We start from the raw sequence: 23,049 nt of genomic DNA, 5'->3' as shown, positions 1-23,049 counted from the left end.
GATGGAAGCCTTCACCACCCACACCGGCCGGGCCGTCCCGCTGCGCCGCAGCAATGTCGACACCGACCAGATCATCCCCGCCCACTGGCTCAAGAAGGTGACCCGGGACGGGTTCGAGGACGGGCTCTTCGAGGCATGGCGCAAGGACCCCGCCTTCATCCTCAACCGCCCGGAGCGGGAGGGTGCCACCGTGCTGGTCGCGGGCCCCGACTTCGGCACCGGCTCCTCCCGTGAGCACGCCGTCTGGGCGCTCCAGAACTACGGCTTCAAGACCGTGATCTCCTCCCGTTTCGCGGACATCTTCCGTGGTAACTCGCTGAAAAACGGCCTGCTCACCGTGGTTCTGGAGCAGAAGATCGTGGACGCGCTGTGGGAGCTGACCGAGGCCGACCCGAGTGCCGAGATCACGGTGGACCTTCAGGCGCGCGAGGTGCGCGCCGAGGGCGTCACCGCCTCCTTCGAGCTGGACGAGAACTCCCGCTGGCGGCTGCTGAACGGCCTGGACGACATCTCCATCACCCTCCGGAACGAGGACGACATCGCCGCGTACGAGCAGCGGCGGCCCTCCCACAAGCCGCAGACCCTCCAGGGCTGACCCGGTAGCCTGCCCCGCATCCCGTAGGGGTCGGCTTTCGGCCACCCAACAAACCCCCCTGTACCCCCGATCGCCCCGATCGGGGGTACAGGCATGTCCGGACCCGTACGGACCCCCTGGCGCTGGGGATCTTCTCAACTTGGCGTGTTATGAAGGGGGTTGGGAGGGTAGATGGGGCAGAGGATCGCGCCGTCCGCAAGGGCCTGGAAGGCCATTTGTGGCGGGAGTTGCCCCCTGGGCAGGCGACAACTCGCCCCAGATGGCACAATCTGTGCATGGAACACGACGGCCAACTCCAGCTCTATACGGCGGTCGCGAACCAACTCAAGGAAGCGCACGCAAGAGTGCGCGCACTGCAAGTCCCGGAGGGCGTACGGATGGCGCTGACCCGGAAGCTGCTGGTCATTACGGCCGCGGCCAAGCACGATCTCGCCGGTGCGGCAAGGCGGCTTGAGCGGTTCACCGCGGACCTCGACGAGGGTCGGATCCCCGACGAGGACCGCTGAACAGCCCGAGAACGCCGAGTCCGTTGCGGCACAAGGGTGATAAGCCCGTTTCGTGTTTGATTTGCGGTATATATCTGCCTAACGTGCGAAAAAGCTTGAACACATTCGTTCTGGCGATGTCTCCGAAGGGGAAGACGTGAACAAGGCGCAGCTCGTAGAAGCGATTGCCGAGAAGGTTGGCGGCCGCCAGCAGGCGGCGGAAGCCGTCGATCATGTTCTGGACGCCATCGTCCGCGCGGTCGTCGCGGGCGAGCGGGTCTCGGTCACCGGTTTCGGTTCCTTCGAGAAGGTGGACCGCCCCGCCCGGTACGCCCGTAACCCCCAGACGGGCGAGCGGGTTCGGGTCAAGAAGACCTCCGTGCCGCGTTTCCGCGCCGGTCAGGGCTTCAAGGACCTGGTGAGCGGCTCGAAGAAGCTCCCGCGCGGTGGCGAGGTCTCGGTGAAGAAGGCGCCCAAGGGCAGCCTGACCGGGGGCGCCGCGGCGACGGTGAAGAAGGCCGCCGCGAAGAAGACGGCCAAGGCGGCCGCGAAGAAGACCACCGCCAAGAAGACGACGGCGAAGAAGACCACGACCGCGGCGGCGAAGAAGGCCACCACGAAGAAGGCGACCGCCAAGAAGACCACGGCGACGGCCAAGACCGCGACGGCGAAGAAGACCACGGCCAAGAAGGCCACCGCGAAGAAGGCCCCGGCCAAGAAGGTCACCGCGAAGAAGGCGCCGGCCAAGAAGTCCACGGCCCGCAAGACCACCGCGAAGAAGGCCACCGCGCGCAAGGCGTAGGTCGTCGACCAGGGCACTCACGCGCCGGGCCGGACTCCCGCCGGAGTCCGGCCCGCGGCGTGTGCGAGGGGAGTTACAGGGTCTGGAGCGTGACGAGGGTGATTCGCGGGGACCCCTCGGCCCCCTCCGTCTCGATCCGCACCCGCTGTCCGGGCCGCAACAGCCGCAGACCGCCCCGGTCGAACGCGGCGGCGTCGAAGGGCACGGGGGTCCCGTCGTCGAGCAGCACCTGCCCGCTCCGGGTCTCGCTGTCGTACGTGTACGCGGTGGCCTGCATGGGATTCAGGGTAATGCCTGGTCGGTGGCCAGGTACGGGGATGCGGTCAGGCCCCGGGTGCCAGCAGGCCGACGCACGCGGCGGTCGTGTACGGCCCGGTCCCCAGCGCCAGCGCCGCCCGCAGGTCGTCCCCCGTATCCACGTCCTGCCGCACCGAATCCACGCCCCGCAGCACAAGCTCCCGCGCCCCCGATCCCCGGTGCCGGGCCCGCGACCCCGGGCCGAACCGCGGGTCCAATTCCCGGTGCGCGCCCGCCGCGAGCAGGGTCGTACCGACCCCCGCCGCATCCGCGAGAAACGCCCTGGGGAATTCCGCGGCCGCGCCCAGCACCCGTGCCAGTTCCGCCGCCCGCAACGCCGGCAGATCGGCGTTCAGCGCGGCCACGGCGGCCCCCGGGCGCACCAGCCGCACCGCCTCCGCCCCGTGCGCCAGCGCCGCGTTCAGGCCCCGCGCCGGGGTGTCGGGGACGATCCGCGCGCCCAGCGCGGACAGCTCGCGCCCGGCGCGCCCGTCGTCCGTGACGACCACCACATCCGCGACCCCCGGACACGCGAGGCCCGCGGCCACCGTGTCCTGGGCGAACGCGAGGACCAACCCCGGGCGCACCCCGTCCGCCGCGGTGTCCGCGAGCCTGCTCTTGGCCCGGGACAGGGGCTTCAGGGGGATGACCAACGTCCACTGCACCGGCGTACCGCCCCTCTCTCGTCGCGATCATTGTCACCCGCGGCCGTCGGCCCAGGGCTTTCGGCAGGCGCGCGAAGCGCCTTGGAAGGGCGGGGGCCGGCGACGGGCGGGCGTACGGTGTTCTCGACAGACCGGCACTCCGGGGCGACACTTGTGCGGCCCCCGCCGGGGTCAGTCCCGTGGATCCCCCTAGAGGAAGGTGTCCTTGTGCCCCGCCGCAGAATCGGCTTCTGGTACCGCTTCGCCGCGGTGATCTGCAAACCGCCGCTGGTGGTTCTGATCAAGCGGGACTGGCGTGGAATGGAGCACATTCCGGCCGAGGGCGGATTTATCACCGTGGTGAACCACAATTCCCACGTGGACCCCTTCGCATACGCGCACTATCAGTACAACACCGGGCGGGTTCCGCGATTCCTCGCGAAGAGCGGCCTTTTCAAGAAGGGAATCGTGGGCGCCGCGATGCGCGGCACCGGACAGATTCCCGTCTACCGCGAGTCCACGGACGCGCTGAGCGCCTTCCGCGCCGCGATCGACGCCGTGGAGCGCGGTGAGTGCGTCGCCTTCTACCCCGAGGGCACCCTGACCCGCGACCCCGACGGCTGGCCGATGACCGCGAAGACCGGCGCCGCCCGTGTGGCCCTGCAGACCAAGTGCCCGGTGATCCCGGTCGCCCAGTGGGGCGCCAACGAACTGCTGCCGGCCTATGCGAAGAAGCCGAACATCTTCCCGCGCAAGACCCACCATGTGCTGGCGGGCCCGCCCGTGGACCTGTCGCGCTTCTACGACAAGGAGCTGACCCCGGACCTCCAGAAGGAGGCCACCGAGGTCATCATGGCGGCGATCACCCGCCTCCTGGAGGACATCCGCGGCGAGAAGGCGCCCGAGACGCCCTACGACCCGCGCCGCGAGCGGATCGAGCAGCGGCGCCGTACGCAGGCGCAGGCCAAGGTCGCGCAGGAAGAGGAGCAGAGCAAGTGAGCACGCCTGTGCGGGTGGCCGTCATGGGCACCGGTTCCTGGGGCACCGCCTTCGGCATGGTGCTCGCCGACGCCGGCTGCGACGTGACCCTGTGGGCCCGGCGGCCCGAGCTGGCCGAGACGGTCAACTCCACCCGGATCAACCCCGACTACCTGGCCGGTGTGGAGCTCCCGGAGAACCTGCGGGCCACCGCGGACGCCGCCGAGGCGCTGCGCGACGCGGAGTTCACGGTCCTCGCCATCCCCTCCCAGACCCTGCGCCAGAACCTCGCCGAGTGGCTTCCGCTGCTCGCCCCGGACACCGTGCTCGTCTCCCTGATGAAGGGCGTCGAACTCGGCTCCGCGATGCGGATGAGCGAGGTCATCGAGGACGTCGCCAAGGTCGGCCCGGAGCGCGTCGCCGTCGTCACCGGGCCCAACCTGGCCCGCGAGGTCGCCGCCCGGATGCCCGCCGCCGCCGTGGTGGCCTGCGCCGACGAGGCCGTGGCCCGGCGGCTCCAGGCGGCCTGCCACACGCCGTACTTCCGGCCGTACACCGAGACCGACGTGGTCGGCTGCGAGCTGGGCGGCGCGGTGAAGAACGTCATCGGGCTCGCCGTCGGCATCGCGGACGGCATGGGGCTCGGCGACAACGCCAAGGGCTCGCTGATCACCCGGGGCCTCGCGGAGACCGCGCGGCTCGGGGTCGTGCTCGGCGCCGACCCGCTGACCTTCGCCGGTCTCGCCGGTCTCGGTGACCTGGTCGCCACCTGCTCCTCGCCGCTGTCGCGCAATCACACCTTCGGCACCAACCTCGGCAAGGGCATGACCCTGGAGGAGACCATCGCGGTCACCCGCCAGACCGCCGAGGGCGTCAAGTCCTGCGAGTCGGTGCTGGATCTGGCCCGCAGGCACGGCGTCGACATGCCGATCGCCGAGACGGTCGTCGGCATCGTGCACGAGGGCAAGCCGCCGGTCGTCGCGCTCAGGGAGCTGATGTCGCGCAGCGCGAAGCCTGAACGACGCTGAGCGAAGCCGCCCGTTTCTGTGCGTTCCGGGGCGGAGTCGACGCTGTATCCGGGCTCTACCAACAGGTACTCTCAACCCGATATGAGCACCGAGAACCTTCCCCAGAGCCCTGAGCAGCCGTCGCGCAAGCCCCGCGTGGCCGTCGTGTTCGGTGGCCGCAGCTCCGAACACGGGATCTCCGTGGTCACCGCCGGCGCCGTCCTCAAGGCCATCGACCGGACGAAGTACGACGTCCTGCCGATCGGCATCACGCGGGACGGCCGCTGGGCGCTGACGGCCGACGAGCCGGAGCGGATGGCCATCACCGACCGCGCCCTGCCCGCCGTCGAGGACCTGGCGGAGTCGCACGAGGGCGATGTGGTGCTCCCCGTCGCCCCCGCCAACCGCGAGGTCGTCTACAGCGAGCCCGGCTCCGTGCCCAAGGCGCTCGGCGAGGTCGACGTCGTCTTCCCGGTGCTGCACGGCCCCTACGGCGAGGACGGCACCCTCCAGGGTCTGCTGGAGCTGTCCGGGGTGCCGTACGTGGGCGCGGGCGTGCTCGCCTCGGCCGTCGGCCAGGACAAGGAGTACATGAAGCGGGTCTTCACCTCCTTCGGGCTCAAGGTCGGCCCGTACGTGGTGATCCGCCCCCGCGAGTGGCAGCAGGACGAGGCCGCCGCCCGCAGGAAGATCGTGGACTTCGCCGGTGAGCACGGCTGGCCGCTGTTCGTGAAGCCCGCCCGGGCCGGCTCGTCCATCGGCATCACCAAGGTCGACGACCTCTCCGGCCTGGACGAGGCGATCGCCGAGGCCCAGTCGCACGACCCGAAGATCCTGATCGAGGCGGCGATCACCGGCCGCGAGATCGAATGCGGCGTCCTGGAGTTCGAGGACGGCCCGCGGGCCTCGGTCCCGGCGGAGATCCCGCCGCCGGACGCGCACGCGTACTACGACTTCGAGGCCAAGTACATCGACTCCACGCCCGGTATCGTCCCGGCGCCGCTCACCGAGGCGGAGACCGCGGAGATCCGGCGGCTCGCGGTGGACGCGTTCGAGGCGGCGTCCTGCGAGGGGCTGGTGCGCGCGGACTTCTTCCTCACCGAGGACGGGGAGTTCGTGATCAACGAGATCAACACGCTGCCCGGGTTCACGCCGATCTCGATGTACCCGCAGATGTGGCAGGCGACCGGGGTCGGCTACCCCGAGCTGATCGACCTGCTGGTGCGGGCCGCGCTGCGCAGGTCCACCGGACTGCGCTGAGCGGCGGGCGAGCGGTCAGCCGCGCATGGAGGCCATCCCCGCGGGGATGGCCTTCTTCACGGCCGCGGCCAGATCCTCCAGCACCTGGGTGCTGTCGTCGGGGCCCGACAGCTTCTTCGGCAGGGTCACCTGGACGTACGCCCTGCGGTTCGCGGTCGTGAACCGCCAGGTGCCGTCGCCCTGCTTCTCCATCAGCCAGTCCACGCCGTTGACCCCGCCCGCGATCGCGTCGGGGTCCTGGCCCTCGGCCACCTTGGGGTCGATCATCTTCGGCGGCCGGACGATCCCGCAGCGCAGTATGATCGCCGGGTTTCCCCAGCCCGCCGTGTAGACGGACCGGGGTTCGGGGTCGGCGCGCCGCTGCCCGTCCACCGTGGCGGGCAGCACCGTGTGCAGACTCCGGCACAGCGGGGCGGTCTTCGCGTCGGGCCGGGGAGCCGCGACCGTGGCGCTGTCGTCCGCGGCGCAGCCCGCGACCGCGAGCAGCAGGACCGGCGCGGACAGGGCGGCGAGCAGGGCGGGGGGCCGGTGACGGAAGAAGTTCACCGGCCAAGCGTAGACGGGGGCTACAGATGCACGACCGGACAGGTCAGGGTGCGGGTGATGCCGTCCACTTGCTGGACCTTGGCGACCACCATGCGACCGAGTTCGTCGACGGTTTCGGACTGGGCGCGCACGATGACGTCGTACGGACCCGTGACGTCCTCGGCCTGGATCACTCCAGGGATCTTGCTGATGGTCTCGGCGACGGTCGACGCCTTGCCGACCTCCGTCTGGATCAGGATGTACGCCTGTACCACGGAACCTCCAGGGCGGCCACGAGGATCATGTGGGGAAAAGGAACGCCACGGTATCGCGTCGCCGCTCCCCGCGGGGAGACCTGCGGGAACCGGGCTTGCGCGCCAGGGTGCAGGCACGACGGAAGTTGACGGTCGTCCGGGACCGTATCGGCGGTCGTTCCCGACCGCGTCGGGGTCATCTCGACGGTATCGGGGACACTGATGAGGCGCGAGTCAGCACGGTCAGGCGAAGGCAGAGAAGGGGAGTCAGGGACATGAAGGGCACGGTTGGTGAGCTCGGGGAATTCGGGCTCATCAGGGAGCTCACCTCCCGTCTCACCACCACCCCGGCGGTCCGTATCGGCCCGGGTGACGACGCCGCAGTGGTGGCCGCGCCGGACCGGCGGGTGGTGGCGAGCACCGACGTCCTGCTGGAGGGACGGCACTTCCGCCGCGACTGGTCCACGGCCTACGACGTGGGGCGCAAGGCGGCCGCGCAGAACCTCGCGGACATCGCCGCGATGGGCGCCGTACCGACCGCCCTGCTGCTGGGTCTGGTGGTGCCGGCCGAACTCCCGGTCAGCTGGCCGACCGAGATGATGGACGGGCTGCGCGACGAGTGCCAGGTCGCGGGCGCCGCGGTGGTGGGCGGGGACGTCGTACGGGGCGACACCATCACGGTGTCGATCACCGCGCTCGGCGATCTGCGCAACCAGGAGCCGGTGACCCGGGCCGGCGCCCAGCCCGGCGACCTGGTGGCCGTCACGGGCTGGCTGGGCTGGTCCGCGGCCGGTTACGCGGTGCTCTCCCGGGGCTTCCGCTCGCCGCGCGCCTTCGTGGAGGCGCACCGCCGTCCCGAGCCGCCGTACCACGCGGGTCCGGCCGCCGCCTCGCTCGGCGCGACCGCGATGTGCGACGTGAGCGACGGGCTGATCGCGGACCTCGGCCACATCGCCGAGGCCAGCAAGGTCCGTATCGACATCCGCTCCGGCGCGATCGACGTGCCCACGCAGATGAACGACATCGGGCAGGCCGTCGGCGTGGACCCGCTCCAGTGGGTGCTGACCGGGGGAGAGGACCACGCGATCGTGGCGACCTTCCCGCCGGACACCAAGCTCCCGGCCCGCTGGAAGGTCATCGGCGAGGTCCTGAACCCCTCCGCGCTGCCGCAGGTGACGGTGGACGGGGCGCCCTGGACCAGCGCGGGCGGCTGGGACCACTTCGGGGACATAGAGCCGTGACCCCGCCCCGGGTGCTCACGGTGGCCGGCTCCGACTCCGGCGGCGGCGCCGGGATCCAGGCCGACCTCAAGACGATGCTCGCGCTCGGCGTGCACGGGATGAGCGTGCTCACCGCGGTGACCGCGCAGAACTCCCTGGGCGTGCAGGGCGTTTGGGCCCTCCCGGCGGAGGCGGTGCGGGCCCAGTACCGCAGCGTCGTGGACGACATCGGCGTCCAGGCCGTGAAGACCGGCATGCTGGGCTCGGCCGAACTGGTCGAGACCGTCGCCGAGTTGATCGCCGACACGGACGCGCCCGCCGTGGTCGACCCGGTCGGCGTCTCCAAGCACGGCGACGCGCTGCTCGCCGCCTCCGCGCTGGACGCCGTGCGCACCAGGCTGCTCCCGGCGGCCACCGTGGCGACCCCGAACCTGGACGAGGTGCGCCAACTCACCGGCGTCCAGGTCGAGTCGGAGGACGATCTGCGACGCGCCGCGGACGCCGTACTGGCCTTCGGGCCGCGCTGGGTGCTGATCAAGGGCGGGCATCTGGCCGGGGACGCGGTGGACCTCCTGACGGACGGCACCGCGGCGGGCGAGCACCGGCTGCGCGCGCCCCGCCACGACAACCGGCACACCCATGGCACCGGCTGCACCCTCGCCTCCGCCATCGCCTCCGGCCTGGCCCGCGGCCTCACCGTCCCGGAGGCGGTCACGGCGGCCAAGGAATACGTCACCGGCGCGATCGCCGCGGGCTTCGCCCTGGGCACGGGAATCGGACCGGTGGACCACGGGTGGCGGTTCAGAGAGTGAGCGGGGCCTTCGCGGGGGTGTGAGCGGGGGCTTCGGGGCGCGGCGTCGCACGGGTGTGGGCGGGTCGGGGCCCGCGCGGGCGTGGGCGCGGGTCTTCGGAACCGGCGGCGGCACCCAGGGGTGCGGAGTCGCGTGGCGGACGCGCACGGATGTGAGCCCGGTTCCGTGAGTCCCGGACGGTTGTCCGTATGAGTCGGATCCGCGCTTGGGCTGTGCGTGGCTCGGGGCTCGCGCCCGGGGTGCTCGCATTGCATGCGTCGGGCTTGCGTCCGGGACGTTCGTCCGTGTCGCGTGTGCGTTTGGAGGTTGCGGGGGTCGGGGCTCGCGCCCTGGGTGCTCGCGCTGCGGGTGCCGGGTATGCGCCCTGGACGCTCGCTCGTCCTAGCCGGGCCCCTTCGGCGGGCCTGTGGTTCGGGGCCGGGGCTCGCCCCGGGTGCTCGCGTTGCGTGCGCCGGACCCACATGCCGGACGGCCGCCCGTCCGCGCCGGGCGTGTGCGCCGGATCCGCGTCCCGGACACCCGCCCGTCCGCGTCGGACACCCGCCCGTCCGCGTCGGAGTCGTGCGCCGGGCCCGTCCGCGCCGAGCCCGTCCGCGTCGGAGCCATGCGCCAGGCCCGTCCACGCTGAGCCCGTCCGTGCCGGAGTCATCCGTCGGGCCCGCCCGTGCGCAAGTCCGTCCGCGTCGGACCCGTCCGCGGGGCCCGCCCGAACCCGGCCCATCCGCCGGAACCGCGCAACGTGGGACGGCGCTACACCGTGGCCGCGCGCAGGCGCTGGTCCAGGAAGAGGGCCGCGCGGTCCAGGGCCTCGTCGGCCTCGTCCAGGTCGCCGGCGAACGCCTGGAACACATGCGGGACATCGGCCGTGATGTCCAGGATCACATCCACCCCGGCGGCCCTGGCGCGCGCGGCGAGGCGGGTGGAGTCGTCCAGCAGGAGTTCGTTGGTGCCCACCTGGAGCAGCATCGGCGGCAGCCCGGTCAGGTCGGCGCAGACGGCGGGGCTGAGCAGCGGCTGTCGCGGGTCGGCGCCCGCGAGGTACATCGTCCCGCTGTGCTCGATGGACGCGCGGGTGAAGAAGGGGTCGACGTCCGCCTTGGCGTCGATGCTCTCGCCGGTGCGGGTCGCGTCCAGGCCCGGGGAGAACGCCAGGATCGCGGCGGGCAGCGGCAGGCCCGCGTCCCGGGCGGCCAGGCAGGTGGTGACGGCGAGGCCGCCGCCCGCGGAGTCCCCGGCGAACACGACGGCCGCGGGGTCGGCGCCGCCGTCCAGCAGGGCACGGTAGGCGCCGAGCGTGTCCTCGATCGCGGCCGGGAACGGGTGCTCCGGGGCCAGCCGGTAGTCAAGCGAGTACGCCGTGCGGCCGGTCCGCGTCACGAGGTGCCCGGTCACCGCCAGCGCGGCCTCGGGGGAGCCGCTCACCCAGCCGCCGCCGTGGAAGTACAGGATCGTCCCGGCGCGCGGACGCTCCCCGGGTGCCACGCGCAGCGCGGGCCGGCCGCCGAGCGCGGTCCGGGTCGTACGGATGCCGCCCGGCACGGTCATCTGGCTCATCAGCGCCTCGAACCCGGCCCGGATCTCCTCGATCGTCCGGGCTCCCTCGGGACGCGGCCGCCGCAGCATGGCGTCGATCCGGGCGCGCTGTTCCTTGCTCATGGGTGTGCTCCCCCTCGTTGATGGATTCCTCTACACTATATGCCGTGGCATATAAAACGACCGGAGACACCGCCGGGCTCCTGGATCTCTTCTCCGACCTGGTGCGCTGCGAGACGCGGCTGTACAACGCCCTCAACGACCGGCTCCGCGAGCGGCACGGGATCGTGACCTCGCAGTTCGAGTTCCTGCGCTATCTGCGCGGCCACGAGGGGGCGCGGGTGGCGGATCTCGCGGCGGAGTTCGCGATCGGCATCGGGGCGACGAGCAAGGGCGTCGACCGGCTGGAGAAGCAGGGCTGGGCGGTCCGTACGCCGAATCCGGCCGACCGCCGTTCCTCACTGCTGGCGCTGACCGAGGACGGCGCGGAGCTGGTCCGCGCGGCGGAGGAGACGTTCGGCGCGACGCTGGCCGAACTGGTGGGAGGGGCGCTCGACGCCGCCTCGGTGACGGCGGCCACCCGCGCCCTCGCGACGCTGCGTGCCGCCCTCGAGGACCGGCAGGTCGGCACGCCCACGGGCTGAGGCGAGGGATGCCGTACCCGGGGCCGGTCCCAGGACCCGCTTGCGGGTACGGCAAAAAGCCGGTCCATCCTGAGATGGACCGGCTCAGTGCAGCGAACCAGCAAATGGCCGCGCGCTCAGCTGTAGCGTCAGCGCGAGACCTTGCCGGCCTTGATGCACGAGGTGCAAGCGTTCACGCGCTTCGGCGTCCCGCTCACCACGGTACGCACACGCTGGATGTTCGGGTTCCAGCGGCGGGACGTACGGCGGTGCGAGTGCGAGATGTTGTTGCCGAAGCCCGGCCCCTTGCCGCAGACGTCGCAGTTGGCAGCCACGGGTCACTCCAAAGACTTCAGATGCACTTACGGTTGATCCCGGCAGGCCGGGATCGAGATCGTACGACCTGAGATCTGGTTGGCTTTGCCAGGGGGAGAGCCCGATGGGATCGGGCAACCGGAGCAGCATAGCAAGCCTGCGTCGGTAGAGCGAAACTACCATGGTCGCGAGGGGTCCCGCCCCCGGCCCGCTTCCGTCGGGCACCGCCCCGGGGTCTACGCTGCGACCACGTCAAGCAGGCTCAGGGAGGCGCAGGTGGCGCAGGTGCCGCAGACATTCCTCGATGGTCTCGCGGTGCGCACCTGGTGCGGTCTGGCCCTGCGCGCCCTGGGACGGGCGCGTGAGGAGATCGACGCGATCAACGTCTATCCGGTGGCCGACGGCGACACCGGGACCAACCTCTATCTGACCCTGGAGTCCGCCGCGACGGCCGTGGAGGCCGTGTTCGCCGGGTACGAGACGCGGCCCGCCGGTCCCACCCTCGCGGACGCGCTGCGCGCGATGGCCCACGGCGCGCTCATCGGCGCCCGGGGCAACTCCGGCACGATCCTCGCGCAGCTGCTGCGCGGCATGGCCCAGGTGCTCGCGGCGGACGCCGCCGCGCCGCGCTGCGACGGACCCGCGCTGCGGCTCGCCCTGCGCCGGGCCGCCGACTCCGCCCGGCAGGCGGTGGCGCATCCCGTCGAGGGCACGGTGCTGACGGTCGCCTCGGCCGCCGCCGACGCGGCCGAGCGGGCGGACGGCGACTGCGGGACGGTCGCCCGGGCCGCCCACGAGGGCGCCCGCGCGGCCCTCGCGCGGACCCCGGCCCAGCTGGGCGTCCTGGCGCGGGCCGGGGTGGTCGACGCGGGAGGCAGCGGTCTGGTGGCGGTGCTCGGCGCGCTGGTGGAGGCGTGCACGGGGGAGGCCGTGGCCGCGGAGGCCGTACCGGACCGAACGGCCCCGACGCCGAAAGCCGCGTCCGACCTCGAATCCGACCCCGGGCCCGACGGCGGGGGCGGGGCTTGCGCCGTCGCCGAGGACGGTGGCCCGGCATATGAGGTGATCTACCTCCTGGAGGCCGACGACACCGCCGTGGCCCGGCTGCGCACCCGGCTCGACGCCCTCGGCGACTCCCTGGTCGTCGTCGGCGGGGACGGGCTGTGGAACGTCCATGTGCACGTGGACGACGCGGGTGCCGCCGTGGAGGCGGGCGTGGAGGCCGGGCGCCCGTACCGGATCAGGATCACGCACTTCGGGCTCGGCGACGTGCACACCGGCGGGCCGCGTCCCCCGCGCGAGCGGGCCCAGCGGGCCGTGGTGGCCGTCGTACCGGGTCAGGGCCTCGCCGAGCTGTACACGGAGGCCGGCGCGACCACCGTGCTCGCGCGGCCCGGGGAGCCGCCCGCGAGCGGGGAGCTGCTGGCGGCGGTACGACGGGCCCACGCGCGCGAGGTCGTGCTGCTGCCCAACGACGCCGACCTGCGCGACACCGCGGCCGCGGCGGCCGAGCAGGCCCGGACCGAGGGGGTCCGGGTGGCGCTGATCCCGACCCGCTCGGCGGTGCAGGGCATCGCGGCGCTCGCCGTGTCCGAGCCGGGGCGCCGGTTCGACGAGGACGTCGTCCAGATGACCTCGGCCGCGGGCGCCACCCGCTACGCGGAGGTCGTCGTCGCCGAGCACCGGTCCTGGACGACGGCCGGGATCTGCCAGGCCGGGGACGTGCTCGGGCTGATCGACGGCGACGTGGCGGTGATCGGGTCGGACGTCACCGCCACCGCCGAGACCGTCCTGGACCGGATGCTCCAGGCCGGCGGCGAACTGGTCACCCTCGTCGTCGGCGACGACGCGCCCGAGACCGTCACCACCCGCCTGGAGACCCGGGTACGGGAGTCCTACCTGGCCGTCGACACGGTGGCCTACCGGGGCGGCCACCAGGGAGCACTACTGCTCATCGGCGTGGAGTAGAGGGCACGCCCCCGGACCGCTTCCCGCGCGCCGGGCAGCCGGCCCCGTCCCACCCCGCGCCGTCCGCCGCCACGGGGACCGTCGCTACGGCGGGGACGCGGGCGTTCCCCTGCTCGGCGCGATGTCCCCCCCGGCTCACTCCGCCCTTGTGAGCATCCGGGTGGCCTCCGCGCGCCGGGAGCGGACCGTCTCGTCCGTCTCGTCCGCGTTCTCGTAGGCGGCCAGTACGGCGTGGGCGCGGGCCGCCGCCTCCTCGGGGCGGCCCAGCTCGGCCGCGAGCCCGGCCGCCGTGAGTTCGGCGGCGGTGCGGTCGTGCAGACCGGCCACGCCGAGGGAGCCGAACAGGGTGATCGCCCGCTCGAAGCGGGCCGCCGCGCCCGCGCCCCCGGCCTGGGCGAGGAGGTCGCCGAACTGGCGCTCGGTCTGGGCCAGTTCGCGGGTGAGGTCGGCTCGGGCACGAGAGTCCGCCGCGCTCTCCCGCGCGCGCTCGCACACGTCCACCGCCTCGGCCATCAGCCCCTCCGCCGCCGCCGTCCCGGAGTCCTCGCGCAGCGCCAGCCACGCGCGGGCCCGCAGGGAGCGGACCAGGAGGCGGGTGTCACCGAGGGAGCGCCACAGCTCGCCCGCGCGGGCGTAGGCCCGGTCGGCCTCCGCCACCAGGCCCGCGCTGCCCAGGGAGTCGGCGGCGAGGTGCGCGAGCGTGGCGTGGTCGCGCTGCTCGGGCCAGTGCCGGGCGATGTCCGCGGCCAGCAGCCGCTGCTCGGCCGCCGCCCGGTGCTCGCCCAGCTCCTCCAGGCAGTCCCCGAGCCACCAGCGGGCCTGTACGACGGCCTCGTCGCCGTGCGTCCCGGCGCGCAGGTCGGCCAGCGCCGACTCCAGCACCTCGGCCGCCTCCGCGCACCGCCCTTGGCGCAGCAGGTAGCCGCCCAGCCGCTGCCGCGCCCAGGCCCCCGACGTGCCGGACTCCCCGGCCTCGTCCGCCCGGTGGGTGGCCCGCAGCGCGTGCTCCGCGGCGGCGGCGACGTCACCGCGCGCGGCCGTCAAGTCGGCTATTCGCAGGTGCAGTTGGACCTCTCCCGCCGGTTCCACGTACGGGCCGCCGTGCTCCAGCGCCGCCCGCAGCGCCCGCTCGGCCTCCTCCCGGTCACCGGCCTCCTCGGCCAGCGCGGCGGCCTGGACCTCGTACTCCACCGCACACCACGGCAGCCCGGCGCGCACGTACGTCGCGGACGCCCGCCGGAGCAGGTCCGCCGCCCCCGCGCCGTCGCCGGCGGCACCGGCCAGCTCGGCGAGCATCCCCCAGGACTCGGCGACCCGCGCGGTCAGCCGCACCTCCCCCTCGCCCCGCGTGCCGTGCCCCTCGATCAGGGCCGGCACCTCGCGCACCGCGGCGTTCGCGTCCGCGACGGGGCCCGCGCCGGTGCGCGCCCGGTGCATCAGGATCCGCGCCCTGCTCATCAGGACCGACGCGGTCTGCCGTACCCCGGTGGCCTCGGCGGCGTACAGCGCGCGGACCTCCTCGGCCAGGCCGGTCACCCGGGCCAGGGCCGCGTCCGGCTCGCCCCGCAGCGCGCGGAAGTAGGCGCCCCGGGCGCGGGCGGCCAGGGCCTCGCCCGGATCGCCCGCCGCCGCGTACAGCTCGGCCGCCCGCTCGAACAGCTCCGCGCCCTCGGGACCCCGGGACATCGCCTCGTGGTCGACGGCCGACGCGCGGTCCGCCGGGGCGAGTCCGTCGTCACCGGCCGCCCGCGCCACCGCGGCCCAGGCGTCCATCGCCTCCGGACGCAGGGTGTCCGCCAGCCGGCGCGCCTCGGCGACCAGGTCGGGGAGTGACGTTTCGGCGGCCGGTGCCGGCGGGGGAGCGGCAACCGCCGGGGCGGCCGGCACCGCGCGCGGGGCGCGGACGCCCAGCGGGAGCCGGTTGACCAGCGGCCGCCCGGCCATCCGCGCCCGCGTCCGGTCGCCGACGTACGGCGTGCCGTTGCGCGCGTCGAACCGCTCGGCCAGCGCCAGCGCCTCGGTGCGGGCGTGGGCCGCGAGGTCCCGCGCCGTCCAGGCGCGCCCGCCGGGACCCGGCACCCGCTCGCCGCCCAGGCCCAGCTCGGTCAGCCGGCCGGTCAGCAGGGTCACCACGGCCAGGAAGTCCAACCGGCTGCGCGGATGCCCGGTGTCCGTGAAGTAGGCGGGCCGCTCGGCCAGCAGCTCCAGACCGCGCGCCTCGTTGCCGGTCAGCGCGCAGAACTCCACATGCTCGGCGTACGCGGTCCGCATGCTCTCCATGGGCCGCACCAGCCGCAGCCCCCGCAGATGGTGCGCCCGGGCCTCCTCCGTACGGCCCAGCCGCAGCAGCGGGACCAGGGAGGCGGCCAGCACCGAGTGCGGTTCGTGCGCACAGCTGAACTCGCCCTCCAGCACCGGCCGCCACGCCGTGAGCGCCGCCGCGTCGCGGCCCCGCTCCACCTGCCACAGGCCCTGCCCGTACAGCTCGCAGGCATGGCAGTCGGCCATCTCGTCCCGGTCCGCGGCCAGCCACGCGGCGTACGCCCGCTCCGCCCGCGCCAGGTCCCCGATGTGCGCGGCCACACTGAACTCGGCCCCGCGGACGGCCCGTTCGGAGTGCCCGGCGAGCCGGTAGCGGTGCTCCATCTCGCCCAGCCACTTCTCGATCGAGGCGAGCGGGATGTGCGGCTGGTCCAGCATGCCCGCCGACATCCACTTGAAGACCCAGTGCAGCGAGTGCGTCTCGTACGCGTCGAAGTCCCCGGGCCGCTCGTCCCACAGGCGCAGCAGCCGCGCGAAGGGGACGAACATCTTGTCCTTCTCGGAGCTGTAGTTGTAGACGCTCAGCTGGTGTCCGAGCGCCTCGATCACAGCCAGCGGTACGTTCAACCCCTCCGCCGCGGACAGCAGTTGCTCCGCACGGGCGTTGCGGGCCGGGCCCTCGGGCCGCTCGGCGTTCTCCGCCATCGCCCGGCGTAGCGCCGCCAGATCGGTGATCTCAGTCATCGGCCGCCCCCCGCGTCGCCCAGTCCAGCAGGTCGATGAACGCCCGGTTCAGCAGCGCGGAGTCGGCGGGCCGCAGCGGGCGCTGCGCCCTCAGCAGCGCCTGCCCGTACAGCGACTCGACCGCGGTGCCGATCAGTTCCGCGTCGTCCAGCGAACTCACCCTGCGGATCAGCGGATTGAGATGGTTGAGCACCAGCCGGGCGCGGGGCGCGCCGCCGCGCAGCGAACCCAGGATGCCCGCCCACAGATCGTCGGCCTGCTCCTCGGCCGCCGCCCGGGCCTGTTCGTGCCGCGCCGACCGGTCGTCCAGGTGCAGCGCGGGCACCGACAGCGGATGGAAGGCGCGCAGCACGACGTCGCAGCCCAGCGGGTCCAGCTTCGCCCGCGCCGCCGCCAGGAACCCGGTGAGCAGCAGCTCCACGCCCGGTTCGACACCGTCCAGATGCGCGGTCACGGTGTCCGCGTCCAGCTCGGCGACCACCGTCCCCGGCCGCACCGACGGCAGCGCCTCGATCAGCTCGCTGTCGTACGTGTAACCGCCGTTGACCACGCCCACGCCCTGCGCCGAGGCGATCGCCGCGACCTGCCGGTACTCCTCGACGCCCCGGGTGAAGTGCACCACCGGGTGGCGGCGCGCGAACTCCGCCAGCGACACCTGCCCGTCGGTCGTCTCGAACGGCAGCCACGGCAGCATCGTGCGCAGCATCTCGTGGTCGTGCCGGGCCAGCGACTTGACCCCGAGGTGGTGCACGGCGAGGAACGCCGCGAGCCGCTCCGGGTCACCGGCCGCGAGCCCGGTCAGCCAGTCGCGGATCCGCTCGCCGAGCGCGTCCCGCACGGCAGCCAGCGTCTCGTCCTCGTACAGCGACTCCCGCGAGGCGGTGGGCCGCAGGCTGTCGGTGTCCAGCACGCAGCGCACGAAGAACGCCCAGTCGGGCAGCAGCTGTTCGGCCCGCTCGGTCAGCAGCATGCCCTTGAGGTGCACCCGGTGCGTCGCCCGCTGCGCCGGGCTCACCGCCGACGGCAGCACATGGGCCACCCCGCGGAGGCCGGCCAGCGGCACGTCCAGGTCGATCGAGTCCAGCGGGGTGAATCCGAACTGCTCCTGGCAGTGCCGGGCCAGCGCCACCCGGCGCGCGCCGGGGCTCAAATAGGACCGGTCCCAGGGCGCGGGCAGCTCGGTGATCCGCTCCTCGCCCACCCGGACGTCGTACGGCAGCAGCGCCCCGAAGTCCCGGGCCAGCGCGCGCACCCGCTCCGGAGCCAGCCACTCGGCCGCCCCGGGCCGGGGCGTCAGCTGCACCGTCGTACCGGGCTCGGACCGCGCCGAGTCGGGCAGGGTCCGCACGGTGTACGACCCGTCGTCGCGCGCCGTCCACTCCACCGGGGGCGCGTCCGGGGTGCGGGCGCTGCGGCTGACCACCCGGATCCGCTCGGCGACGACGAAGCAGGCGAGCAGGCCGATGCCGAACTGGCCGAGGAAGCCGGAGCGGGTCTCCTGGAGCCCCTCGGCGCGCTTGGAGCTGCGCCCGATGGTCGCCAGCAGTTCGTGCACGTCCGACTCGGTGAGCCCGATGCCGCTGTCCTCCACGCGCAGCCCGCCGTCCGCCGGGTGCAGCCGGACCAGCGCCGGGGCGTCGGGCGCGAGGGCCCGCCGGGCGGTGACGGCGTCCACGGCGTTCTGGAGCAGCTCGCGCAGATAGACCTTCGGGCTGGAGTAGAGGTGATGGGAGAGGAGATCGACCAGACCGCGCAGATCGACCTGGAACGTGTGGGGTGGGAGAGGCGGCTGGGCGGACTGGGATGACTGTGAGGTCTGGGAATCCATCGTCACTGCGCCGGAGGGGGAGGACGCGGCGCGGGGTCGGGCGGTCCCGCAGCGAAGGGCGGTGACCGCGAAGGACGGCCGGAACGCGTCATCCTAGGGCCCCGGCCACCGGGCCGACCAGGGGTTTCCGGTATCCGAACGGCATCCCGCGGCGAACCCGCAGGGCAGGCGTCTGCGGCATTGTCGGTGCCGTGGTGTGCAATGGATCTCGTGCCCGCACCGGAAGAACCACTGAAACAGCCACTGAAGTCAGTGCTCGGCCCCGCCACCGCGAAGGTGATGGCCGAGCACCTGGGCCTGCACACCGTCGGCGACCTCCTGCACCACTACCCGCGCAGGTACGAGGAGCGCGGCCAGCTCACCCACCTCGCCGACCTCCCCATGGACGAGCACGTCACCGTGGTCGCCCAGGTCGCCGACGCCCGCCTGCACTCCTTCGCCTCCTCCCGGGCGCCCCGCGGCAAGGGCCAGCGCCTGGAGGTCACCATCACCGACGGCAGCGGCCGCCTCCAGCTGGTCTTCTTCGGCAACGGCGTGCACAAGCCGCACAAGGACCTGCTGCCGGGCACCCGCGCGATGTTCGCGGGCAAGGTCTCCCTCTTCAATCACCGCCTCCAGCTCGCCCACCCCGCCTACGAGTTGCTGCGCGGCGACGGCGAGGAGGCCGTCGAGACCTGGGCGGGCTCCCTGATCCCGCTCTACCCGGCCACCGCCAAACTGGAGTCCTGGAAGATCGGCAAGGCGGTGCAGACGGTCCTGCCCGCCGCCCAGGAGGCCCTCGACCCACTGCCGCCCGCCCTGCGCGAGGGCCGCGGGCTGCTCCCGCTCCCCGAGGCCCTGCTCAAGATCCACCGCCCGGGCACCAAGGCCGACATCGCGGACGCCCGCGCCCGCCTCAAGTGGGACGAGGCGTTCGTCCTCCAGGTCGCCCTGGCCCGCCGCCGGTACGCCGACGCGCAGCTCCCGGCTCTCGCCCGCCGCCCCAAGGCGGACGGCCTCCTGGCCGCCTTCGACGACCGGCTGCCGTTCACCCTCACCGAGGGCCAGCTGAAGGTCTCCCGCGAGATCTTCGCCGGCCTCGCCACCGAACACCCCATGCACCGGCTCCTTCAGGGCGAGGTCGGCAGCGGCAAGACGCTGGTCGCCCTGCGCGCCATGCTCGCCGTGGTCGACGCGGGCGGGCAGGCCGCCATGCTCGCGCCGACCGAGGTGCTGGCCCAGCAGCACCACCGGTCGATCACCGAGATGATGGGCGACCTCGCCGAGGGCGGCATGCTGGGCGGCACGGAACACGCCACCAAGGTGGTGCTGCTCACCGGCTCCATGGGCGCCGCGGCCCGCCGCAAGGCCCTGCTCGACCTGGCCACCGGCGAGGCCGGCGTCGTCATCGGCACCCATGCCCTGATCGAGGACAAGGTCCAGTTCCACGACCTCGGCCTGGTCGTCGTGGACGAACAGCACCGCTTCGGCGTGGAGCAGCGCGACGCCCTGCGCGGCAAGGGCAGACAGCCCCCGCACCTCCTCGTGATGACGGCCACCCCGATCCCGCGCACGGTCGCCATGACCGTCTTCGGCGACCTGGAGACCTCCGTCCTCGACCAGCTCCCGGCCGGCCGCTCCCCGATCGCCAGCCATGTCGTCCCGGCCGCCGACAAGCCCCACTTCCTGGCCCGCGCCTGGGAACGGGTGCGGGAGGAGGTGGAGAACGGCCATCAGGCATACGTCGTCTGCCCCCGGATCGGCGACCACGGCGACGACGTCGACGAGGCGACCGACCCGAAGAAGGCGGCCAAGAAGAAGTCCGCCGAGGACGAGGCCGAGAAGCGCCCCCCGCTCGCCGTCCTCGACGTGGCCGACCACCTGGCCAAGGGGCCCCTCCAGGGCCTGCGGGTCGAGGTGCTGCACGGCAGGATGCACCCCGACGACAAGGACGCCGTGATGCGCCGCTTCGCCGCGGGCGAGACCGACGTCCTGGTCGCCACCACGGTCATCGAGGTCGGCGTGAACGTCCCGAACGCCACCGCGATGGTCATCATGGACGCCGACCGCTTCGGCGTCTCCCAGCTCCACCAGCTGCGCGGCCGGGTGGGCCGCGGCTCCGCGCCCGGCCTGTGCCTCCTGGTCACCGAGATGCCCGAGGCCAGTCCCGCCCGCCAGCGGCTGAACGCGGTCGCCGCCACCCTCGACGGCTTCGAGCTCTCCCGCATCGACCTCGAACAGCGCCGCGAGGGCGACGTCCTCGGCCAGGCCCAGTCCGGCGCCCGCTCCAGCCTGCGCGTGCTGGAGGTCATCGAGGACGAGGAGGTCATCGGGGAGGCCCGGAGCGAGGCGACCGCCCTGGTGACGGCGAACCCGGACCTGGACCGGCTGCCGGGCCTGCGCACCGCGCTGGACGCGCTGCTGGACGAGGAGAGGGAGCAGTATCTGGAGAAGGGCTGAGGCACCCGGCCTGCCAAACTGGATGCGCAACCACCCCGAACAGCGGCAACCGCCCCCGAACAAGGAACGAAGATGACCCGCGTGATCGCCGGCAAGGCAGGCGGACGGCGCCTGTCCGTACCGCCCGGCACAGGAACCCGGCCGACCTCCGACCGCGCACGCGAAGGTCTCTTCTCCACCTGGCAGTCCCTCCTCGGCGGCCCCCTGGCGGGCGAACGCGTCCTCGACCTCTACGCCGGCTCCGGCGCCGTCGGCCTGGAGGCCCTCTCCCGCGGCGCGGGACACACCCTCCTCGTCGAGGCCGACGCCCGCGCCGCGCGGACCGTCCGCGAGAACGTGCGGAACCTGGGCCTTCCCGGCGCCGAGGTCAGAGCGGGCAAAGCCGAACAAGTCATCAGGACCGCGCCCCCCGCCGCCCCGTACGACCTGGTCTTCCTCGATCCCCCCTACGCCGTCACCGACGACGATCTTCGCGAGATTCTCCTCACACTCCGCTCGGAGGGGTGGCTCGCGAAGGACGTGCTGGTCACCGTGGAGCGCAGCACCAGAGGCGGTGAATTCCGGTGGCCGGACGGCTTCGAGGCGATCCGATCCCGTCGCTACGGCGAGGGAACGTTTTGGTACGGTCGCGCCGCCTCTACGTGCGAAGACGCACGATGACCGGACCGGAGAGCGAGGGATCACAAGTGCGCCGCGCCGTCTGTCCCGGGTCGTTCGACCCGATCACCAATGGACATCTCGACATCATCGCCCGAGCCGCCCGGCTGTACGACGAGGTCTACGTCGCGGTGATGATCAACCAGTCCAAGAAGGGCCTGTTCGAGGTCGAGGAGCGGATCGAGCTGATCCGCGACGTCACCTCGGAGTTCGCCAACGTACGGGTCGAGACCCACCACGGCCTGCTCGTGGACTACTGCAAGCAGCGCGACATCCCCGCCATCGTCAAGGGCCTGCGCGCCGTCAGCGACTTCGACTACGAGCTCCAGATGGCCCAGATGAACAACGGCCTCACCGGTGTCGAGACGCTGTTCGTGCCGACCAACCCCACCTACAGCTTCCTGTCCTCCTCGCTCGTCCGGGAGGTCGCGGCCTGGGGCGGCGACGTCTCCCACCTGGTGCCGCCGCAGGTCCTCGCCGCACTCAACAGGCGGCTGCGCAAGGACTGATGGGACTTGGGACTACAGTCGTCCCGTCCGTCTCCGATCCGGCTGTAGGAAGTGGCGAGCACAGGTGGACGTGCACAAGAAGCTCGACGAGATCGTCTCCGCGGTCGCCGGCGCACGGGCCATGCCCATGTCGGCGTCCTGTGTGATCAACCGCGCCGACCTGCTCGCGCTGCTGGAAGAGGTGCGCCAGGCCCTGCCCGGCTCCCTCGCGCAGGCGCAGGAGCTGATCGGCGACCGGGAGCAGATGGTCGAGCAGGCCCGCCAGGAGGCCGATCGGATCATCGAGACCGCGCACGCCGAACGCGGCTCGCTGGTCTCCGGCACCGAGGTCGCCCGCCGCTCCCAGACCGAGGCCGACCGGATTCTCACCGAGGCCCGCCAGGAGGCCGAGGAGGTCCGCGCCGAGGCCGACGACTACGTCGACTCCAAGCTCGCCAACTTCGAGGTCGTCCTCACCAAGACCCTGGGCTCGGTCGGCCGCGGCCGCGAGAAGCTCCTCGGCACCGGTCCGGGCCTGGACGAGAACGGCTACGAGGACGAGGACGCCCCCGAGCGCAGCCTGGACCCCGAGACCCTGCGGCACAACGCCGACGCGTACGTGGACACCAAGCTGGGTGCCTTCGAGGCGGTGCTCGCCAAGACCCTGGAGGCGGTCGGCCGCGGCCGGCAGAAGCTGCACGGCCGGATCGCCACCGACGACCTCGGCGCCCTCGCCGACGACACCACGACCTTCCAGCACTCCAGCGACGCCGACTACCTCGCCGACCTGGCCGCCCTCGCGGACGCCCCGGCCGGGCGCCCGGCGGCCCGCCAGGAGCAGCCGTCGTACGAGCCCCGGCCGGAGCGGCCCGCCTACGACCCGGCGCCCGAGCCCGCGTACGACCCGGCGCCCGAGCCCGCGTACGACCAGCAGCCGGAGCAGCCGGCGTACGACCAGCAGCCCTCGTACGAGCCGCAGCCCGCCTACGGCGCCTACGACCAGCAGCAGGCCGCCTACCCCGGTTTCCCGCAGCAGGGGGCCTACGGCGGGCAGGACCCGTACGGCTACCAGCAGCAGGGCGACCCCTACACCTACCAGGCCGGCTACACCCAGCAGGCGGGCTACGACCCCCAGCAGCAACAGCCGCCCCAGGCGCCGCAGCAGTCCCAGCCGCAGCAGGACTACGCTCTGGACGAGACCAGCCTCTTCGACACCGGCATGATCAGCGCGGAGCAGCTGCGGGCCTACGAACAGGGCCGCGGCACCCGCTGACGGGGCCGGATTGGGCCCTGGGCGCAAGGTCCAGTATCCT

Annotated in this window: 22 protein-coding genes; 14 read left to right on the top strand and 8 right to left on the bottom strand. The window is 73.1% G+C overall.

What is annotated here, in order from left to right:
* Position 1 precedes the first annotated feature (1 nt).
* The 3 genes from leuD (at position 2) to GHR20_RS10865 (ending at position 1,882) form a co-directional block, all read left to right on the top strand.
* Entirely contained in the window at positions 2–595 is a 594-nt protein-coding gene (gene leuD / locus GHR20_RS10875; protein WP_153813058.1) for a 3-isopropylmalate dehydratase small subunit, read from the top strand.
* A gap of 275 nt (positions 596–870) precedes the next feature.
* Positions 871–1,101, top strand: a complete 231-nt coding sequence (locus GHR20_RS10870; protein ID WP_111585543.1) for a hypothetical protein — start codon at positions 871–873, stop codon at positions 1,099–1,101.
* Between the two features lie 136 nt (positions 1,102–1,237).
* Positions 1,238–1,882 carry an HU family DNA-binding protein gene (locus GHR20_RS10865; RefSeq protein WP_111585544.1) on the top strand — a complete coding sequence of 215 codons (645 nt, stop codon included), beginning with the start codon at positions 1,238–1,240 and terminating at the stop codon, positions 1,880–1,882.
* Between the two features lie 73 nt (positions 1,883–1,955).
* On the opposite strand, the gene GHR20_RS10860 is transcribed toward GHR20_RS10865, so the two are convergent.
* Both GHR20_RS10860 and cofC read right to left on the bottom strand, forming a co-directional pair.
* On the bottom strand, positions 1,956–2,159 hold the full coding sequence (locus GHR20_RS10860; protein WP_111585545.1) for a hypothetical protein: 204 nt from the start codon (positions 2,157–2,159) through the stop codon (positions 1,956–1,958).
* 46 nt (positions 2,160–2,205) lie between these two features.
* Entirely contained in the window at positions 2,206–2,844 is a 639-nt protein-coding gene (gene cofC, locus GHR20_RS10855) for a 2-phospho-L-lactate guanylyltransferase (RefSeq protein WP_153813057.1), read from the bottom strand.
* 207 nt (positions 2,845–3,051) lie between these two features.
* Between cofC and GHR20_RS10850 the strand changes: the two genes are divergently transcribed.
* The 3 genes from GHR20_RS10850 to GHR20_RS10840 all read left to right on the top strand — a co-directional run bounded on the left by GHR20_RS10850 (position 3,052) and on the right by GHR20_RS10840 (position 6,068).
* A complete protein-coding gene (locus tag GHR20_RS10850; protein WP_153813056.1) occupies positions 3,052–3,822 on the top strand; it encodes a lysophospholipid acyltransferase family protein in 771 nt (256 codons plus the stop codon).
* On the top strand, positions 3,819–4,829 hold the full coding sequence (locus GHR20_RS10845) for an NAD(P)H-dependent glycerol-3-phosphate dehydrogenase (protein ID WP_111585548.1): 1,011 nt from the start codon (positions 3,819–3,821) through the stop codon (positions 4,827–4,829). The genes GHR20_RS10850 and GHR20_RS10845 overlap by 4 nt, the downstream gene beginning before the upstream one ends.
* A gap of 81 nt (positions 4,830–4,910) precedes the next feature.
* Entirely contained in the window at positions 4,911–6,068 is a 1,158-nt protein-coding gene (locus GHR20_RS10840; RefSeq protein ID WP_153813055.1) for a D-alanine--D-alanine ligase family protein, read from the top strand.
* A 15-nt stretch (positions 6,069–6,083) separates the two neighbouring features.
* Here the strand turns inward: GHR20_RS10840 and GHR20_RS10835 are convergent, their stop codons facing one another.
* Together GHR20_RS10835 and GHR20_RS10830 are read right to left on the bottom strand one after the other, a co-directional pair.
* Complete coding sequence (locus GHR20_RS10835) at positions 6,084–6,614, bottom strand: DUF3515 domain-containing protein (RefSeq protein WP_111585550.1); 531 nt, start codon at positions 6,612–6,614, stop codon at positions 6,084–6,086.
* Between the two features lie 20 nt (positions 6,615–6,634).
* The gene (locus tag GHR20_RS10830; protein ID WP_037654619.1) at positions 6,635–6,868 is read right to left on the bottom strand and encodes an Lrp/AsnC ligand binding domain-containing protein; all 234 of its coding nucleotides are present in this window, start codon (positions 6,866–6,868) and stop codon (positions 6,635–6,637) included.
* Between the two features lie 254 nt (positions 6,869–7,122).
* On the opposite strand from GHR20_RS10830, the gene GHR20_RS10825 reads away from it, so the two are divergent.
* Together GHR20_RS10825 and thiD are read left to right on the top strand one after the other, a co-directional pair.
* On the top strand, positions 7,123–8,088 hold the full coding sequence (locus GHR20_RS10825; RefSeq protein WP_148025275.1) for a thiamine-phosphate kinase: 966 nt from the start codon (positions 7,123–7,125) through the stop codon (positions 8,086–8,088).
* Positions 8,085–8,879, top strand: coding sequence for a bifunctional hydroxymethylpyrimidine kinase/phosphomethylpyrimidine kinase (gene thiD, locus GHR20_RS10820; protein WP_153813054.1), 795 nt, complete (start codon positions 8,085–8,087; stop codon positions 8,877–8,879). Before GHR20_RS10825 ends, thiD begins: the two co-directional genes overlap by 4 nt.
* Positions 8,880–9,629: 750 nt before the next feature.
* Here thiD and GHR20_RS10815 read toward each other — a convergent pair.
* A complete protein-coding gene (locus tag GHR20_RS10815) occupies positions 9,630–10,535 on the bottom strand; it encodes an alpha/beta hydrolase (protein WP_153813053.1) in 906 nt (301 codons plus the stop codon).
* Between the two features lie 44 nt (positions 10,536–10,579).
* Between GHR20_RS10815 and GHR20_RS10810 the strand changes: the two genes are divergently transcribed.
* Positions 10,580–11,056, top strand: coding sequence for a MarR family transcriptional regulator (locus GHR20_RS10810; protein ID WP_243877999.1), 477 nt, complete (start codon positions 10,580–10,582; stop codon positions 11,054–11,056).
* 128 nt (positions 11,057–11,184) lie between these two features.
* Here GHR20_RS10810 and rpmB read toward each other — a convergent pair whose 3' ends face one another.
* Positions 11,185–11,370: a 50S ribosomal protein L28 gene (gene rpmB, locus GHR20_RS10805; RefSeq protein ID WP_003973430.1), complete on the bottom strand. Its 186-nt coding sequence runs from the start codon at positions 11,368–11,370 to the stop codon at positions 11,185–11,187.
* Between the two features lie 256 nt (positions 11,371–11,626).
* Here rpmB and GHR20_RS10800 point away from each other — a divergent pair, with 256 nt between their 5' ends.
* Positions 11,627–13,318 carry a DAK2 domain-containing protein gene (locus tag GHR20_RS10800; protein ID WP_153813051.1) on the top strand — a complete coding sequence of 564 codons (1,692 nt, stop codon included), beginning with the start codon at positions 11,627–11,629 and terminating at the stop codon, positions 13,316–13,318.
* Between the two features lie 135 nt (positions 13,319–13,453).
* Here GHR20_RS10800 and GHR20_RS10795 read toward each other — a convergent pair whose 3' ends face one another.
* Both GHR20_RS10795 and GHR20_RS10790 read right to left on the bottom strand, forming a co-directional pair.
* Positions 13,454–16,324: a tetratricopeptide repeat protein gene (locus GHR20_RS10795; protein ID WP_153813050.1), complete on the bottom strand. Its 2,871-nt coding sequence runs from the start codon at positions 16,322–16,324 to the stop codon at positions 13,454–13,456.
* Complete coding sequence (locus GHR20_RS10790; protein WP_153813049.1) at positions 16,317–18,152, bottom strand: HSP90 family protein; 1,836 nt, start codon at positions 18,150–18,152, stop codon at positions 16,317–16,319. Before GHR20_RS10790 ends, GHR20_RS10795 begins: the two co-directional genes overlap by 8 nt.
* A 201-nt stretch (positions 18,153–18,353) precedes the next feature.
* On the opposite strand from GHR20_RS10790, the gene recG reads away from it, so the two are divergent.
* From recG to GHR20_RS10770, 4 genes are all read left to right on the top strand, one after another.
* A complete protein-coding gene (gene recG / locus GHR20_RS10785) occupies positions 18,354–20,591 on the top strand; it encodes an ATP-dependent DNA helicase RecG (RefSeq protein WP_148025268.1) in 2,238 nt (745 codons plus the stop codon).
* 72 nt (positions 20,592–20,663) lie between these two features.
* Positions 20,664–21,251 carry a 16S rRNA (guanine(966)-N(2))-methyltransferase RsmD gene (gene rsmD / locus GHR20_RS10780; protein WP_111585559.1) on the top strand — a complete coding sequence of 196 codons (588 nt, stop codon included), beginning with the start codon at positions 20,664–20,666 and terminating at the stop codon, positions 21,249–21,251.
* Positions 21,252–21,277: 26 nt separating this feature from the next.
* Positions 21,278–21,757: a pantetheine-phosphate adenylyltransferase gene (coaD, locus tag GHR20_RS10775; RefSeq protein ID WP_220093234.1), complete on the top strand. Its 480-nt coding sequence runs from the start codon at positions 21,278–21,280 to the stop codon at positions 21,755–21,757.
* Between the two features lie 64 nt (positions 21,758–21,821).
* The gene (locus tag GHR20_RS10770; protein ID WP_153813048.1) at positions 21,822–23,009 is read left to right on the top strand and encodes a cell division initiation protein; all 1,188 of its coding nucleotides are present in this window, start codon (positions 21,822–21,824) and stop codon (positions 23,007–23,009) included.
* The last annotated feature ends 40 nt before the right edge of the window (positions 23,010–23,049 follow it).

This window comes from Streptomyces sp. SUK 48 (genome assembly GCF_009650765.1).
Taxonomy (GTDB): Bacteria; Actinomycetota; Actinomycetes; order Streptomycetales; family Streptomycetaceae; genus Streptomyces.
The sequence above is the reverse complement of the archived record's forward strand: the minus strand, read 5'-3'. Positions and strand labels throughout refer to the sequence as shown.